This window comes from Campylobacter volucris, from assembly GCF_008245045.1.
Taxonomy (GTDB): Bacteria; Campylobacterota; Campylobacteria; order Campylobacterales; family Campylobacteraceae; genus Campylobacter_D; species Campylobacter_D volucris.
On record NZ_CP043428.1, the window covers coordinates 363,058 to 377,242 of the forward strand.

Here is a 14,185-nt window from a genome sequence, read left to right on the forward strand (position 1 = left end):
CCTTTAAACATTCATTTTAAACAATGAATCTGGAATAGTTTTTTTATCTCCATAAGCATTATTTGTTCCATTTTGTTCAAACATGGCATTTAAAAGATTGTCATAAAAATCTTTAATCACAAGAACTAATTTAGCGTATTCTTTATTTTTTTGATGTAAGGTATTTAAATTTTGCTTTAAAAGAGCGAGTTTTTCTTTATCTTCATCATCTAAAAGCTCATCTAAGCCTTTATTGTTACCTTGATTGCTTAAATCTATCAAGGCTTGATCAAGATTTTTTTTGGCAAGTTGAAAATCGCTTATAAGTTTTGTTTTATCTTCGACACTTTTACTTACATGTTTATGATTTGCAGCTTGAATTTGAGTGATATCTTCGATTGTAAGATTGATTAATTTTTCTAAAATTGAATTTGTTTCGTCTAAGTATTTTTTAACCATTTTCTATCCTTTCTTGGGCAAAACCCAAAAAAGGATGGAAAATTTATAGTAAAGAATCTGCTATTGCTTTTGAGGTTGATGGTAAATCTATTTTATAATCACCATTTTTAATCTGAGCAGCAATCTGAGCAGCTTTACTTTCCTCTGTTTTTTGAGTTTCTTTTGCCTTGTTGTTTTCTTTATTTTCTGTTTTATTTAAATCTGTAGCAATTTGTTGAGCTACATAACCTTGATGTACCGGGTTTATCATTTTAAGCCTCCGCTTCTATTAAAACTCTAGAAGATACATCGACAAATAAAAAAATAACTTAACCCCTTTCTTTTAAATAATCAAATAATAATTTTGAAAATCCTAAGCCACCGCTTAAAGCCTTACTCATAGTATCATTATACATAGATGAATAAATTTCATCGCTTGCATCTTTGCCAAACAAAGAATTTTCTTGTTTTAAAGAAATATCTAAAACACTTTTAATTAAGAAAGCTTCAAAAGCATCAGTTTGTTCTTTTAAGGCTTTATCTTCATCATTTAAGGCTTGGATATGAGTTATATCATTTTTAAAAGCACTATCTGCATAGTTTTTAGCTGCTTTGTAGCTATTGTTATGTTTAGTGATGCTTTCATAAAGATTGCTACTATAATTTTTACTAGCTAAATAATTATCAACTCTCATTATATCACCTCTAATTCAGCACTAATTGCGCCAGCTCTTTTTAAATTTTGCATGATAGCTATGATGTCATTTGGAGTAGCCCCAAGTTTATTGAGCATTCTTGCTATATTTGCTACTGTTGTTTTGGTGTTTGTGATTTTTAAAGTATTTGAAACAGGATCTAAAATTCCACCATCTTTCATATCTATTTCATTTTGTGCTAATGCTGTATTGTTGTTTGGATCGATTTTTATAGTTATATCTTTGTGAGTGATTAATATAGGTTCTACTTCTATATTTACACCAGCTACGATAGTGCCAGTTCTTTCATCTATAATTACTTTACTTTCAGGAGTATAGGCAATATCTTGTTCTAAAACTCTAGCCATAAATTCTACATGAGAAAATTCTTCAGGTTTAACGAGCTTGATAGTTCTAGAATCTAAAGCTTTAGCTATGTCTGTATCAAAAACAGCATTTAAAACTCTTTCTATATTATTTGCTGTTTTAAAATCAGCTTCTTTTAAACTTAGTATTAAATCATCATTTTGACTAAAATTTTGTGGAATTTCTCTTTCAACAACTGCACCATTGATAACATTAGCTGAAGTTGAGTGTGTTCCAGCTGCACCAGGTCTTGGGCTAAGTCCGCCAATAGCTAATGAACCTTGAGCTACTGCATAAATTTCACCATCTACACCTTTTAAAGCAGTCATAAGTAAGGTTCCACCTTGTAAAGATTTAGCATCGCCTAATGAAGCTACGCTAACATCAAGCTTATCACCACTTCTTGCAAAAGCAGGTAATTTAGCTGTAACCATTACCGCAGCAGTATTTTTTGATTTGATATCTCCTGGACTAACTTTTACATTCATACCTTGAAGCATATTTGAGATTGATTGTAAGGTAAATTCACTACTTGTTCCATCACCACTTCCGTTTAATCCAACAACTAAACCATATCCTATAAGCTGATTATCTCTAACGCCTACAACATTGGTTAATTCTTTGATAGTAGCTGCATATAAACTAATGCTAAAAGCCATGAAAAATAATAATATTCTCATCGATTCTTCCTTTAATCTGTTGCTTTTACATTAGATTAAAGCAAAAATGATTCCAAAATTATTTTGATGTATAAAAACTTAAAGTGGTATTGCCAAATTTTTTTTCTTTATTTTTAGTAAAATGGTTAATTTCTTGCGGAGTTTTAAAAGCACTAGAGTGTTCAAGTATTATAAATTTAAGATTATTAGTTTGTAGTGCTTGAATCATCTTTAAAGTTTTTTCATAAATATCTATAAAACCCTCTCGTATATCAAAAGGTGGATCAAGATATAAAATGATTTCTTCTTTTGTATTTTGTATGATTTGCGGTGTTTTTATAAAAGTATCATCATTAAAACAAATAGTATTTTTATCTATATTGCAAGCATTTTTCAAAGCTATTTGATAAGCTTTTTTATCTAATTCTATAGCATAGCTTTTTAAGCAACCATTACTGCGTGCTTCAAGAGCCATAGAAGCGCTTCCTCCAAATGCTTCAATAAAAATTTTATTTCGTAAGTGAAAACGCAAAACATTAAAAACACAAGCTTTTACTATGGATTTAGTGCTTCTAGTTGTATTTAAATTGGGCAAAAGAATTTTTTTACCTTTATAAGAACCACTTTCTATACAAGAATATAGTTTTTGATTTTTTATTTTATTTTGTTTTTTATCTTCTTTTGTGTAAGAATTTAAAAAGTCTTTGACGCTTTTAAATTCTTCATTTTTAGGCATTATTGTGTTCTTCTTGGATGAGATTTTTTATTTGCATTTTATAAATATCAAATATTTCATCAATTTTTTTATGACTTTCATTACGAAGTTCTTCTAATATCGCTTGGCATTTTTGATTCATCAATTTTTTTTCACGATATGCTATTTTATAAGCAATATTTTGCAAACTCGTATTATAATCTTCTAGAGCATTTAATAGCTCTTCGCTACTAAAAGGTATATTTAAAAAAACGGAATTTTTACTAATAATAAATTGTGGTTTTTGTGAGTGAATTTTTTCATCACAAATTATAAAATCACAATCTTTTTTTAAAACCAAATGATCTTTTAAAAGAAGTTCTAAAGTTTTTTCTAAAATTAAATCTTTACACTCAAGAGAAATTTTCATTCTACTAAACTCACTTTTAAGGAATGTTTTTTCAAAGTATATGGTACTATACCTAAGGCTAAATTTGCAAGTTCTGCAAAGGTTAAAATATAAAAATCTTCAAAATTTCTTCCAGAAATAGTTTGTAATTGTTTAAAACATTTATCAAACATATAAAAAGCATAAAAATCTTCAACGACTAAAAAATCACTTCCGCTATCATAAGCATCTAAGACAATCGCTGCTGCCATTTGATATGCTAATTCTGGATTTAAATTTAAAAAGCTATATCCGCAAGATTTGTGTTTTCTTTCAAAATCTATAATTTTAGCATCAAGCAAATTTAACAATTTCAAAGATGATTGTGTTTCAAATTCTCCTTGGTAAATACACGCATTAAAATTGCTAAAGTTTTTTATAATATGATTTTTGCTTAGATGTTGTAGAAAAATATCAGGTGCATATTGAATTTTTTCAATTTTATTCATAATATCATAAGAGCTAAATTCGCATGCTAAGATATTATCATCATTCATCATTCTTTCGTATTCTTTTAGGATATGTTCAGGATTATAATCAATGATAAAATAATTTTTTCCTAAAGGTTTTTCGCAAATTTTATTTTTAATTTCTATCGCATCTAGAGCATCTTTTATGATATCAAAAAAACAAAATAAATCGTTATTGTTATTAGTGTAAATATTATACATTAAAATATCCTTTAAAATATACTTCTTGCATAGCCTGCTTTAACAAGCATTTTTTTAAGCTCTTTAATGTAAGCTTCATAGTCTGATTCATTAAATGAAATAAAATTTTTAAAAGTTGTATGATAGTAAATTCCATTTTCTTCATTGGCAACTAATTTTAAAAATTGAGGAGTTTTATCAGGATATTTTAGCAACATTTTGTATGCAAATATAAAAAAGCTATCTCCTAAGTATTGAGGTAAAAATTCCCTAACCTCACTTGTGTAATATAAAAAATCATATTGTTTATAAAGTTCTATATCATGAGTATCTATTAGACCATCAAATAAATGAAGTTTGTCATAAAAATCACTTTTATCCATGATGAGATCTTTAATAGCTCTTTTGGTATCAAGCGGTTCTATGATAAGTTCTGTTCCAAATTCTTGGATAATATTTTTTAAATTTCTTCTTTGTCTGATTGCTATTTGATTGATTTTGATACAACTTTCAGAGTTTTCATCAAAATCAAAATATATATCATCTTTTTTTACTTGTAAAAGTAGATCATAAACGCTTTGAAAATCATCGCTATCATAAACATAAGGCTTATAATAAGCTAAATAATCACTATTTTTATCAAAACGAAAAATTCTTAAAATGATTTTCATATCCTAATCCTTGGTGTTATTTTTCATTATATACATTTTAAACTTATAAAAATTTGATTATTATAGAAAATTAAATTCATTTTGTATAAAATATTCACATGGATAAGGAAAAATTGATTATTAAAGCTTTTGCTAATCCTATCAATGGCGATGATGGAGCTGTTGTTGATGGGTATTGTTATTCTAAAGATTTATTTTGTGAAAATGTTCATTTTAAAAGATCATGGATGAGTTTAGAGCAAATTGGAGCAAAGGCTATGCTTGTTAATATTTCTGATGCAATTGTAATGAATTCAACTCCAAAATATGTTCTTTTAGGACTTTCATTGCCAAAGGATATTTCTTTTGATGAGGTAAAAAAACTTCAAAATGGTTTGCTTAAAGAAGCAAAAAAATTTGATATACAAATCATTGGTGGTGATACAATTTCTGATGATAAAATCAATATTTCTTTAACCCTTATTTCTAAAATCAACCAAAAAGCTATCTATCGTAAAGGTTTAAAAAAAGGCGATCTTTTAGCTTTTAGTGGAAAATTAGGTGATAGTATTAAGGGTTTAAAAATTTTACAAAATGGATTTTTCTTACATTCTAACCATCGCTCTATAAGGCCCAATTTAAAACAAAAATTTTTTTACGATATAGCTAAAAAAATAAGAGTAAGTATGGATATATCAGATGGTTTGAATAAAGATTTATCAAGAATGCTTGCTATAAATCGCTTAAGTGTTACATTTTTAAAAAAATTAAATTTCTTTGAATTAAATAGTGCAGAAGAATATGAAATTTTATTTGCATTTGATAAAAAATATAAAGCTTATATTAAAAATATGGCAAAAAAACATAGAGTAAAATTAAATATTTTTGCCAAAACTAAAACTGGAAGGTATAAATATTATGGAAAAGAACACCATTTTTAAACCACTTTATGCTTTAAAGCATAGCCTTATTGATGTATATTTTTCCAAAAATAGCAATGATTTTGTGGTTAGAGAAAAACCCTTGTATGAATTTAGTGGTAAGGGTGAGCATCTTATTTTACATATACAAAAAAAAGATTTAAGCACAAGCGAGGCTTTAAGAATTTTAAGTGAGCAAAGTGGTGTGAAAATAAGAGATTTTGGATATTGTGGATTAAAAGACAAGCAAGGTTTAACCACGCAATATATCTCAATGCCTAAAAAATTTGAAGAAAATTTAAAAAATTTTAAACACGAAAAAATGAAAATTTTAGAAACTTTTATCCATGATAATAAACTTCGTATAGGTCATTTAAAAGGAAATTCATTTTTTATAAGATTAAAAAAAGTTTCTAGTGTGGATGCGCTTAAGATAGAGCAAGCTTTTAATAATTTAAAAATTCAAGGTTTTGCTAATTATTTTGGCTATCAGCGTTTTGGAAAATTTCAGGATAATTTTTTGCAAGGTTTGGAAATTTTACAAGGCAAAAAAATAAAAAATAAAAAAATGCAAGAATTTTTAATTTCTGCTTTTCAAAGTGAGCTTTTTAATAGATATTTGAGTAAAAGAGTGGAAATTTCTCATTTTATGCAAGAATTTAGTGAAAAAGAAATCAAACAAATTTATACCTTTAATACACAAGAATACAAAAATTTAAAACAGCAAAAACAATTTTTTAAATTGCTTCAAGGGGAAGTTTTAGGTCATTATCCTTTTGGAAAATGTTTTATTTGTGAAAATTTAGAAGATGAGGTGCAAAGATTTATACAAAAAGACATTAGCGCTATGGGGCTTTTAATTGGAGCAAAAGCTTATGAGAGTCAAAATGATAGCTTAGCTTTAAAAATAGAAGATGGAATTTTTAGTGATTTTTATAAGTATAAAGCTCAAATGCAAGGTTCTAGGCGATTTTTATGGTCATATATGCAAGATTGTAAGTATCATTATGATGAAGAAAAGGCTCATTTTATTTTAGAATTTTTCTTGCAAAAAGGTTCTTATGCAACTGTAGTTTTAGAGGAGATTTTGCACAAAGACATTAACGAATAAAATTTAAAAATGATATTTAATATCAGTTAAAATTTATTTTTTATAAATTATAATAACCATTATCATTTTTTACTAAAGGAGTAAAATGTCAGTTTTGGTTATTGGTGCAGATGAGATCACCCCTATTAAGGCAGTTTTAACAAATTTAGGTGCAAAAGATATAGAACATTGGGATGCTAGAAATGAAAATAGGGTAAATAGAAAACCTATCCCGCAAAACACACAATGTATTGTTATGCTTACAAGTTTTTTAAATCATAATACTATGAAAAAAATCAAAACAGAAGCTAAAAAAAGAAATATACCATTAGTATGTGCTAAACGAAGTGTTAGTTGTGTGTATTGTGAGTATTGTAAGGTATTTGGATTAGATCAAGAGTATAAATGTGCAAAAAAAGGATAAATCGATGTTTGGATTTAGTCAAAATCGCCAATTTATCCCAGATGTTTTTAAAAATTATTCCTTATATGAAATAAATTATATATTTTTAAATTTTTATAATGCTTTAAATGAAGATGATATGAAAATTCCATATAAATATGCAAATAAAGCACAAAATTTAAAAGAATTATTTATTTTAAGGATTAAAGATTTATTACAAGAAAGTGATGATATTAAGTGTTTTTATTCTAAAAATATTATTCAAGCTTATGTAAATAGCACTAGTATTAAACTAGAAAATAAAATTCCAAAATCATCACTTGCAAAAATGATATTAAGTATATCAAATGATAGTTTTTTAATAAACCCACAAATTGCATTTGAAAATTTTGTTTTTGATAAAATTTGTAAAAGCAATCCTAAATTAAAAATGAGATTTAAAAATAATTTGTGCATTATAGAAGATAAAATGGCTATATTAGCAAAATTTGATCAAAATCAAGATAAAGATATACAGCAAGCATTAAGGTATATTAGTGAAAATTCGTTTGAAAAATTTTACATTGTGTATCCAAGGAGTGAAAATTTCACTCATTATAAACAAATAAGAGCTTTTTTATGTGAAAATAATAATACTTTGCTAAAATTAGTACCTTATACTATTAATAATCAAATTTTAAGGAGATGTTGATGTCAGTAGCAGTAATTTTTGGAAGTTCTATGGGGAACACAGAAGGTGCAGCTAATATGATCGCTGAAAAATTAGGTATTTCTGATGTATTAAATATCGCAGATATTGATGCGGATAAGATTAATTCTTATGATAAATTAATTTGCGGAACTTCTACTTGGGGAAGTGGTGATTTACAAGATGATTGGGATGGATTTGATTTTTCAAAATTAAATCTTAGCGGTAAAACAGTAGCGGTTTTTGGTATGGGAGATAGCGAGAGTTATTCTGATACATATTGTAGCGGTATGGGAAAACTAGCTCAAGGGCTTAAATCAGCTGGTGCAAATTTAGTAGGTGCGGTTTCAACTGGAGGTTATACTTTTGAAGCAAGCGATGCGGTTGAAGGCGATAAATTTGTAGGATTAGCATTAGATAATGACAATCATGAAGATTTAACTGAAAATAGAATTAATACTTGGATAGAACAAATCAAACCTTCTTTTTCTTAAAAAATCAAAGATGTCTTTATAGGCATCTTTTAAATTCTAATTTTTTATTTAATAAAATTTGATTATCTGTATATTTTGCCCATTGAATTTCTAGCGCGTATAAATTTGCATCACTAAATTTAGCAAAGGCAAATTTTTTAAAATATATTTTTTCTTGTTCTTTTGTTGCTTCTTTGAAAATTGCTTTGATTTGAAGTCCTTTGATAAATTTTAATGTGTTGTTATCATAAGCAATATTTGCTGAAATATTTGGATATTTATAAGCAAGTTGTATGTGTTTTGTATGAGAATGACTTGCAAAAATTAAAGCTAAATTTTTTACATCAAAAGCATAGTAACAACTTGCACAATAAACTCCTTGATCATCATCAAGAATGCCTAAGCTTAGAACTTTTTGTGAAAGAATAAAATCTTGAATTTTTTCATGCATAATTTTTAGCTTGTAAAGATAATGTTTTTTGATAAAACATATGACTTAAAAAAATTACATAAAATACTTGTAAAAACAAACCAAGCAAAGGAATACTAGAAAGCATAAAAAACACAAAGGTTGTAATTTTAAAATACAAAGGAGAAGAATTTTCAAAAAAAGTTTGAAATTTTTCTTCATCTAAAACACAACTTGATACATCAAGAATTAAAAATTTATGAAATAAATAATAAAAAACTCCATAATATATAAAAATACTCACAAAAGGAATGATGAGTAAAATAGTTGCCAAGATAAATAAAATACTTCCTATAATTAAAATTTTAAAAATTTTAAATAAAACTACAGAAAATTTAACCTCTGTATCAATGCTATAGTTGTAATACTTAGCATTAATTTTTTTTACAATATAAGGTGTTAAAAAAGATATAATCAGCATAGACATGAAAACAGAAGCAAAAATAATGATAAAAAAACCACCTATAGCACTTAAAAATGCTAAGGAAAACTGAACTATGCTAAAACTAAAAAACCAAGCAAACCAAGAATTGCTTGTAAAAGAATCTAAATAAGAAAAAAATGCATCATAAGTAAAATATACACATAAGCTTAAAAGTATTACACTAAAAAACAAAGGCAAAAAAGAAAATTTTAAAAATGGTTTGCTAAGAAAATCTTGCAAACTAAGATAAAATATACTCATTTTATATTTTTATAGACTTCTTGGAGTTTTTTATAAATTTCTTGATAATCTAAGCTTTCTTTTAGAATTTGGTTTAAAACTTCATTATCTTCTATGCCATTCCATATTTTTTTATAAGTGCCATTTTTATAGCCATTTTCTTGTCTAAATTGATTTAAGATATTTTTGCCTATGTAAATTTTATAAAGATCAAAAAAGCTCAATCCACATTTTCTAGCTAAGACAAAATATACACTCAAAAGCTCACCTAAATCATAGTCAAAACCGCTACATTTATGAATGATTAGTTCAATATCATTTAAAATTCCATATATATCAGCATCATTTGGAATAGTATTGTCTTTACAAAAATCATCAAAAAAAGTTACAGATGAAACTTCTTCTGCGATGAAATTTTTATCTGTAACATTTTTTTCTTTGTATTCTTCTAAAATTAAACTCATAATAAAATGCCAAATATCTACAATTTCAATGCGAACATTATCCCAGTTTGCAGGTGTATTGATATTTTTCCAATGTTTCCAAGCAAAAGAATCTATAAGTTCAGCACATTCCATATAAATACATCTTCTAAAACTAATTAATTTACCTTCTTTTGTATAGCCATTTTCCCATCCTATGCCATTGGTATCATCATTTAGTTTTTGTTGAAGTTCGAGCATACTTTTTAAGATATCTTTTGCTTTCATTGTTAAGCCTTATGCGTAAAATCCAAATTCTTTATTATTTTCTTCTTTTTTTTCTTTTTGTTTATTGTAATTTTCCCAAATTTCTTCTAGTAATTTAGCACTATCTTGGAAAAGTTGTTTTTTAACATCATCAAGATCAGTTTTGCCCAATTCTTGTTTTAAGCTCTTATCCATAGTATTGAGTAATTCATGTAAGGTAGCTTTTTTATACTCTTCGCTTTTTGGCTCAGGTAAAGCATCGCCTATTTTCATTGCAGCGGTGATTAATTCTTTAGGCTGTAAGCTTCCTACTCTTGAATTTTTCATAAATTCATCAATTTGTGGTTGGAATTTAGCAACTGCATCTTTAATTTCTTTTATATCATCTTCTGAAAGTTTGGTTCCAGTATATGAAAAAGAAAAACCAAATTGTCGTCTTAAACTCAAAGAGGTAGAGTTGTCATCTTTTTCATAATTTACCTCTTTTTTGTCATACATAGCAAATGAAAGATGATTGCCACTTTTTGTTTTAATATCCATTGAAAAACTTTGAGAATTCAAACCAGAAACTTGCATGCTATATCCTTTCAAATTTAGTCAAAAATTAAATCGGTAAAAGTGTTGAAAATTTAACTAATTTCTTAAATTAAAACTATAAAATTTTTAATATTTAAAATATTGTAATATCAAGTTTTAAATGCTCGATAAATCCCCAAAAACTTTAAGTATTTTTTCATTGTCACAATGAAGTAAAATTTGTTCTTTTTGGTGTAAATTTTTACAAGCTTGCAAGGCTTGTTTTAAGTGTTCTTTTATAGAATATACCAGTCCATATGCAATAGCTTCTTTATCGAGCCCACCAAGCATATAAATTAAAGGCATTCTTAAAGCCTTATTGATATCTAATTTTGCTTGCTCATTAAGTGTGGTTTTAAAATCAAATTTGCTAGGATGTTTAAATTTATAAGCAAGTGCAAGATCTAAAAAATCATCAATAGTTTTTAATTTTTCTCCACTGATAAAAGGATATGTAAAATAAAATAAATCAAGTATATTTTGACTTATTTTACTTTCTTCATCGTAAGAATTTTGTATAAAATCATAATAATTTTTAAAAGAATCTTTATAGTTTTGAACCAAAGTTAAAGCAATTTTTGTTTTAGCAAAAGTATTTAAGAATAATCTAGGATTGCTTTCAAAAGAAAAATCTAAAAAATTACAATTTTGAGCACTTTGGTATAAAATTTGAGTTGGATTTGTAAAAGTTAAAATGATATTTTTTGCATTTAAATCATTTAGTTTGAAATTTTTAGCTTGTGAAATTTGATGTAGTGATGAAAAATTATTATAAGCAAATTCATTACTCATGGGTTTTTCATAAAATCCAAAATCATCCCAAAAATTTTCTTCACTACAAGCTATACATCCATGTCCTGCAGCTACTGGCCAAGAGGTTTTGGAATTAAATTTAACTTTAGGACAATTATTATAAGCATAGGGTCCTTTGCAACCTACTTTAAATAAGCAATATCCTTGTTTTATATTTTCATCATCAAAACTTTGAGCAAAATTTCCAGCTTCAAATTTGGCTTTTCTTTCGCATAGATCATGTAAGCATTTTCCATAAAGAGCTAAAGGTCTATTTTGTTCATCTAGGGCCATATTTTGTTCAAAAAGTATATAAAAACAAAGTGTTGCAATGATATTGATATCACTTGGAGGACATCCTGGTACATTGATAATCTTTTCTTCTAAAACCTTAGAGATTCCAATGCTTTTGGTAGGATTTGGATGTGCTGCTTGAATTCCTCCATAACTTGAGCAAGTTCCTATGGCAAATATGCTCTTAGCGTTTTTTGCACATTTTTGTAAAATTTCATATCCATTTTCTCCGCAAGCTCCTATGGTAAGGTAAAATGGATCTATCGCGCATACTCCGCCTTCTACTGCTAAAAGATAATCTTTTGTGTTTAAAATTTGCTCTAAATGATTTTCAGCTTGATGCCCACTTGCACTCATAAGAGTTTCATGATATTCTAACGAGATAAAATCAAAAATTAAATCTAAAAAATCAGGCAAAGATGTCCTAAGCAAACTTTCACTACAACCTGTACATTCACTTAAATGTAGCCATATTAAACTAGGTGGCGTGTGAAGTTGAAAATATCTATGAGCTAATGGTATAAACTCATTTGGAAGAGCTAAAATTTTAACAATAGCACTAACGGCTTCTAAATTGATATTTTTTTCTTCTTTATTTTCTTTTTCTAAAAGTGCAATTTTTTGTTCAAGAATTTTTTGTAGCTCTTCGTTGCTTAAAGACATATTTTATCCTTTGGCAATTTGTATCATTTTTAAAAAATTATCTGCTTTTAAAGCAGCTGAACCCACTAATACCCCGTGGCAATTTTTTAAACTGCATATGGTTTTAATGTTTTCTTGATTAACACTTCCACCATATAAAAATTTATTTGAACCAAATTGGCTTAAAAAATTCAAAACTTCTTCGATATCTTTACTATCTGCGCTAACTCCTGTGCCTATAGAATAAATTGGTTCATAAGCGATGATAAGTTTATTGTAATTTAGATCGATATTATCTAATTGGTTTTTTAAAAAATCTAAACTTTTTTTAGCCTGTTTTGTTTCTAGACTTTCTCCTATACAATAGATAATGTTATAGCCAAGATTTTTTGCAAAATCAAATTTTGCTCTTAAGAATTCTTCACTTTCTCCTAAAGTTCTTCTTTCAGAATGACCTATTAATACACTTTGAATGTTAAATTCTTCTAAGTGTTCTTGAGCGATTTCTCCAGTATATGCCCCATTTTTGCAAGGGTAAAAATTTTGTGCACCTTGGAAAAAATTAAGTTTTAAGTTAGAAAAAGCTGTACTTGGAGGGAAGATGAAAATTTCATCTTCATTATTTTGATAAGAATTGATTTCTTTAGCATAATTTTCAAAACTAGCTCTTGTGTGATTACATTTTAAATTTGCAGCAAAAATCATTCATCGCCTTTTGCCATTAAAGGTTTAACTCCAGGGAGTTCTTTTCCTTCTATAAGTTCTAATGACGCACCTCCACCAGTAGAGATAAAGGTCATTTCATCAGCATCACCAGCTCTTGCTACAACATCAGCAGTATCACCACCGCCAATGACAGTAGTTGCATGAGATTCGCTAATATAATGACTCATTTTGATACTACCTTTTGAGAATTTATCTATTTCAAAAACCCCCATAGGTCCATTCCACCATATAGTTTGCGCATCTGAAAGCGCTTCTTTAAATAATCTCACACTAGCAGGTCCTATATCAAGTCCCATCCAGCCAGATGGAATTTCTTGTACAGGAACATACTTCATCACTGCTTCTTGCGAGCAAGTTTGTGCAGCAGTTACATCAACAGGAAGATAAATTTTTACTCCTAATTCTTTACTTTTTGATAGAATTTTATTTGCTTCTTCTATTAAATCTTCTTCTAAAAGCGAATTTCCTATGTCATAGCCTTGTGCCTTTAAAAAAGTAAAGGCCATACCTCCACCTATGATAAGTTTATCCACTTTTGGAAGTAAATTAGTCAAAGCTTGTAATTTACCACTTACTTTAGACCCACCAACCACAGCTACAAAAGGACGAGCAGGATGCTTGATAAGATTACTTGCAAATTCTATTTCTTTTTGTAGTAAAAATCCAGCACCTTTGTGGGTATTATCAAAAAATTTTGTAATAGCTTCTACACTTGAGTGAGCTCTATGGCAAACTCCAAAAGCATCATTAATATAAACATCAGCCATAGATGCAAGTTCTTTGGCTAAATTTTCATCATTTTTTGTTTCACCTTTTTCAAAGCGTAAATTTTCTAAAAGTAAAATTTCACTTTTTTGTAATTGACCAGTTTTCTTTTTAGCATCTTCGCCGATAATATCTTTAGCCATGATTACTTCTTTATTCATTAACCTAGCAAGTCTTTTTGCAACAGGTTCTAAAGAATATTTAGAAGCAATCTCTTTTGGACGACCTAAATGTGAAGCTAAAATAACACTGCAACCATTATCTAAGCAATATCTTATAGTAGGAATGGCTGATCTTATGCGACGATCGTCTGTGATATTTAAAAATTCATCTTGAGGCACATTAAAATCACATCTTATAAAAACTTTTTTATTAGCTAAATCTATGTCTTTGATTGATAAAATATTACTCATTA

Annotated in this window: 20 protein-coding genes; 5 read left to right on the forward strand and 15 right to left on the reverse strand. The window is 27.5% G+C overall.

Features of this window, described 5'->3' with window-relative positions:
* Positions 1-3: 3 nt before the first annotated feature.
* Genes CVOLT_RS01955 through CVOLT_RS01990 form a run of 8 tightly spaced genes read right to left on the reverse strand, consistent with a single transcriptional unit; the run spans position 4 to position 4,600 of the window.
* Complete coding sequence (locus CVOLT_RS01955; RefSeq protein WP_039665210.1) at positions 4-438, reverse strand: flagellar protein FlgN; 435 nt, start codon at positions 436-438, stop codon at positions 4-6.
* A 43-nt stretch (positions 439-481) separates the two neighbouring features.
* Complete coding sequence (locus CVOLT_RS01960; protein WP_039665211.1) at positions 482-688, reverse strand: hypothetical protein; 207 nt, start codon at positions 686-688, stop codon at positions 482-484.
* 58 nt (positions 689-746) lie between these two features.
* Positions 747-1,112, reverse strand: coding sequence for a rod-binding protein (locus CVOLT_RS01965; RefSeq protein ID WP_039665212.1), 366 nt, complete (start codon positions 1,110-1,112; stop codon positions 747-749).
* Complete coding sequence (locus CVOLT_RS01970) at positions 1,112-2,158, reverse strand: flagellar basal body P-ring protein FlgI (RefSeq protein WP_039665213.1); 1,047 nt, start codon at positions 2,156-2,158, stop codon at positions 1,112-1,114. The genes CVOLT_RS01965 and CVOLT_RS01970 overlap by 1 nt, the downstream gene beginning before the upstream one ends.
* Positions 2,159-2,216: 58 nt before the next feature.
* Positions 2,217-2,873 carry an RsmD family RNA methyltransferase gene (locus CVOLT_RS01975; protein WP_039665214.1) on the reverse strand — a complete coding sequence of 219 codons (657 nt, stop codon included), beginning with the start codon at positions 2,871-2,873 and terminating at the stop codon, positions 2,217-2,219.
* On the reverse strand, positions 2,866-3,261 hold the full coding sequence (locus CVOLT_RS01980; RefSeq protein ID WP_039665215.1) for a hypothetical protein: 396 nt from the start codon (positions 3,259-3,261) through the stop codon (positions 2,866-2,868). The genes CVOLT_RS01975 and CVOLT_RS01980 overlap by 8 nt, the downstream gene beginning before the upstream one ends.
* Positions 3,258-3,950 carry an HdrB C-terminal domain-containing protein gene (locus CVOLT_RS01985; protein WP_052243153.1) on the reverse strand — a complete coding sequence of 231 codons (693 nt, stop codon included), beginning with the start codon at positions 3,948-3,950 and terminating at the stop codon, positions 3,258-3,260. Before CVOLT_RS01985 ends, CVOLT_RS01980 begins: the two co-directional genes overlap by 4 nt.
* Positions 3,951-3,961: 11 nt before the next feature.
* Positions 3,962-4,600, reverse strand: a complete 639-nt coding sequence (locus CVOLT_RS01990) for a DUF5644 domain-containing protein (RefSeq protein WP_052243154.1) — start codon at positions 4,598-4,600, stop codon at positions 3,962-3,964.
* A 98-nt stretch (positions 4,601-4,698) separates the two neighbouring features.
* Between CVOLT_RS01990 and CVOLT_RS01995 the strand changes: the two genes are divergently transcribed.
* From CVOLT_RS01995 to fldA, 5 genes are all read left to right on the forward strand, one after another.
* Complete coding sequence (locus CVOLT_RS01995; protein ID WP_039665216.1) at positions 4,699-5,520, forward strand: thiamine-phosphate kinase; 822 nt, start codon at positions 4,699-4,701, stop codon at positions 5,518-5,520.
* Positions 5,489-6,610 carry a tRNA pseudouridine(13) synthase TruD gene (gene truD, locus CVOLT_RS02000; protein WP_084059231.1) on the forward strand — a complete coding sequence of 374 codons (1,122 nt, stop codon included), beginning with the start codon at positions 5,489-5,491 and terminating at the stop codon, positions 6,608-6,610. The genes CVOLT_RS01995 and truD overlap by 32 nt, the downstream gene beginning before the upstream one ends.
* Positions 6,611-6,695: 85 nt before the next feature.
* Positions 6,696-7,013, forward strand: coding sequence for a DUF2325 domain-containing protein (locus CVOLT_RS02005; protein ID WP_039665218.1), 318 nt, complete (start codon positions 6,696-6,698; stop codon positions 7,011-7,013).
* A gap of 4 nt (positions 7,014-7,017) precedes the next feature.
* Positions 7,018-7,683: a hypothetical protein gene (locus CVOLT_RS02010; RefSeq protein ID WP_052243155.1), complete on the forward strand. Its 666-nt coding sequence runs from the start codon at positions 7,018-7,020 to the stop codon at positions 7,681-7,683.
* Entirely contained in the window at positions 7,683-8,174 is a 492-nt protein-coding gene (gene fldA, locus CVOLT_RS02015; RefSeq protein ID WP_039665219.1) for a flavodoxin FldA, read from the forward strand. Before CVOLT_RS02010 ends, fldA begins: the two co-directional genes overlap by 1 nt.
* Positions 8,175-8,190: 16 nt before the next feature.
* On the opposite strand, the gene CVOLT_RS02020 is transcribed toward fldA, so the two are convergent.
* The 7 genes from CVOLT_RS02020 to CVOLT_RS02050 form a co-directional block, all read right to left on the reverse strand.
* A complete protein-coding gene (locus CVOLT_RS02020; RefSeq protein WP_039665220.1) occupies positions 8,191-8,604 on the reverse strand; it encodes a pyridoxine 5'-phosphate oxidase family protein in 414 nt (137 codons plus the stop codon).
* A complete protein-coding gene (locus CVOLT_RS02025; RefSeq protein ID WP_039665221.1) occupies positions 8,597-9,307 on the reverse strand; it encodes an EI24 domain-containing protein in 711 nt (236 codons plus the stop codon). Before CVOLT_RS02025 ends, CVOLT_RS02020 begins: the two co-directional genes overlap by 8 nt.
* On the reverse strand, positions 9,304-9,996 hold the full coding sequence (gene dut, locus CVOLT_RS02030) for a dUTPase (RefSeq protein ID WP_039665222.1): 693 nt from the start codon (positions 9,994-9,996) through the stop codon (positions 9,304-9,306). The genes CVOLT_RS02025 and dut overlap by 4 nt, the downstream gene beginning before the upstream one ends.
* Before the next feature lie 9 nt (positions 9,997-10,005).
* Positions 10,006-10,551, reverse strand: coding sequence for an invasion antigen I (locus tag CVOLT_RS02035; protein ID WP_039665223.1), 546 nt, complete (start codon positions 10,549-10,551; stop codon positions 10,006-10,008).
* A gap of 117 nt (positions 10,552-10,668) precedes the next feature.
* The gene (locus tag CVOLT_RS02040) at positions 10,669-12,300 is read right to left on the reverse strand and encodes a hydrogenase small subunit (protein ID WP_039665224.1); all 1,632 of its coding nucleotides are present in this window, start codon (positions 12,298-12,300) and stop codon (positions 10,669-10,671) included.
* Between the two features lie 3 nt (positions 12,301-12,303).
* Entirely contained in the window at positions 12,304-12,984 is a 681-nt protein-coding gene (locus CVOLT_RS02045) for a triose-phosphate isomerase (protein ID WP_039665225.1), read from the reverse strand.
* Positions 12,981-14,183 (reverse strand): phosphoglycerate kinase, encoded by a 1,203-nt coding sequence (locus CVOLT_RS02050; RefSeq protein ID WP_039665226.1) that lies wholly within the window; start codon positions 14,181-14,183, stop codon positions 12,981-12,983. Before CVOLT_RS02050 ends, CVOLT_RS02045 begins: the two co-directional genes overlap by 4 nt.
* Positions 14,184-14,185: the final 2 nt, after the last annotated feature.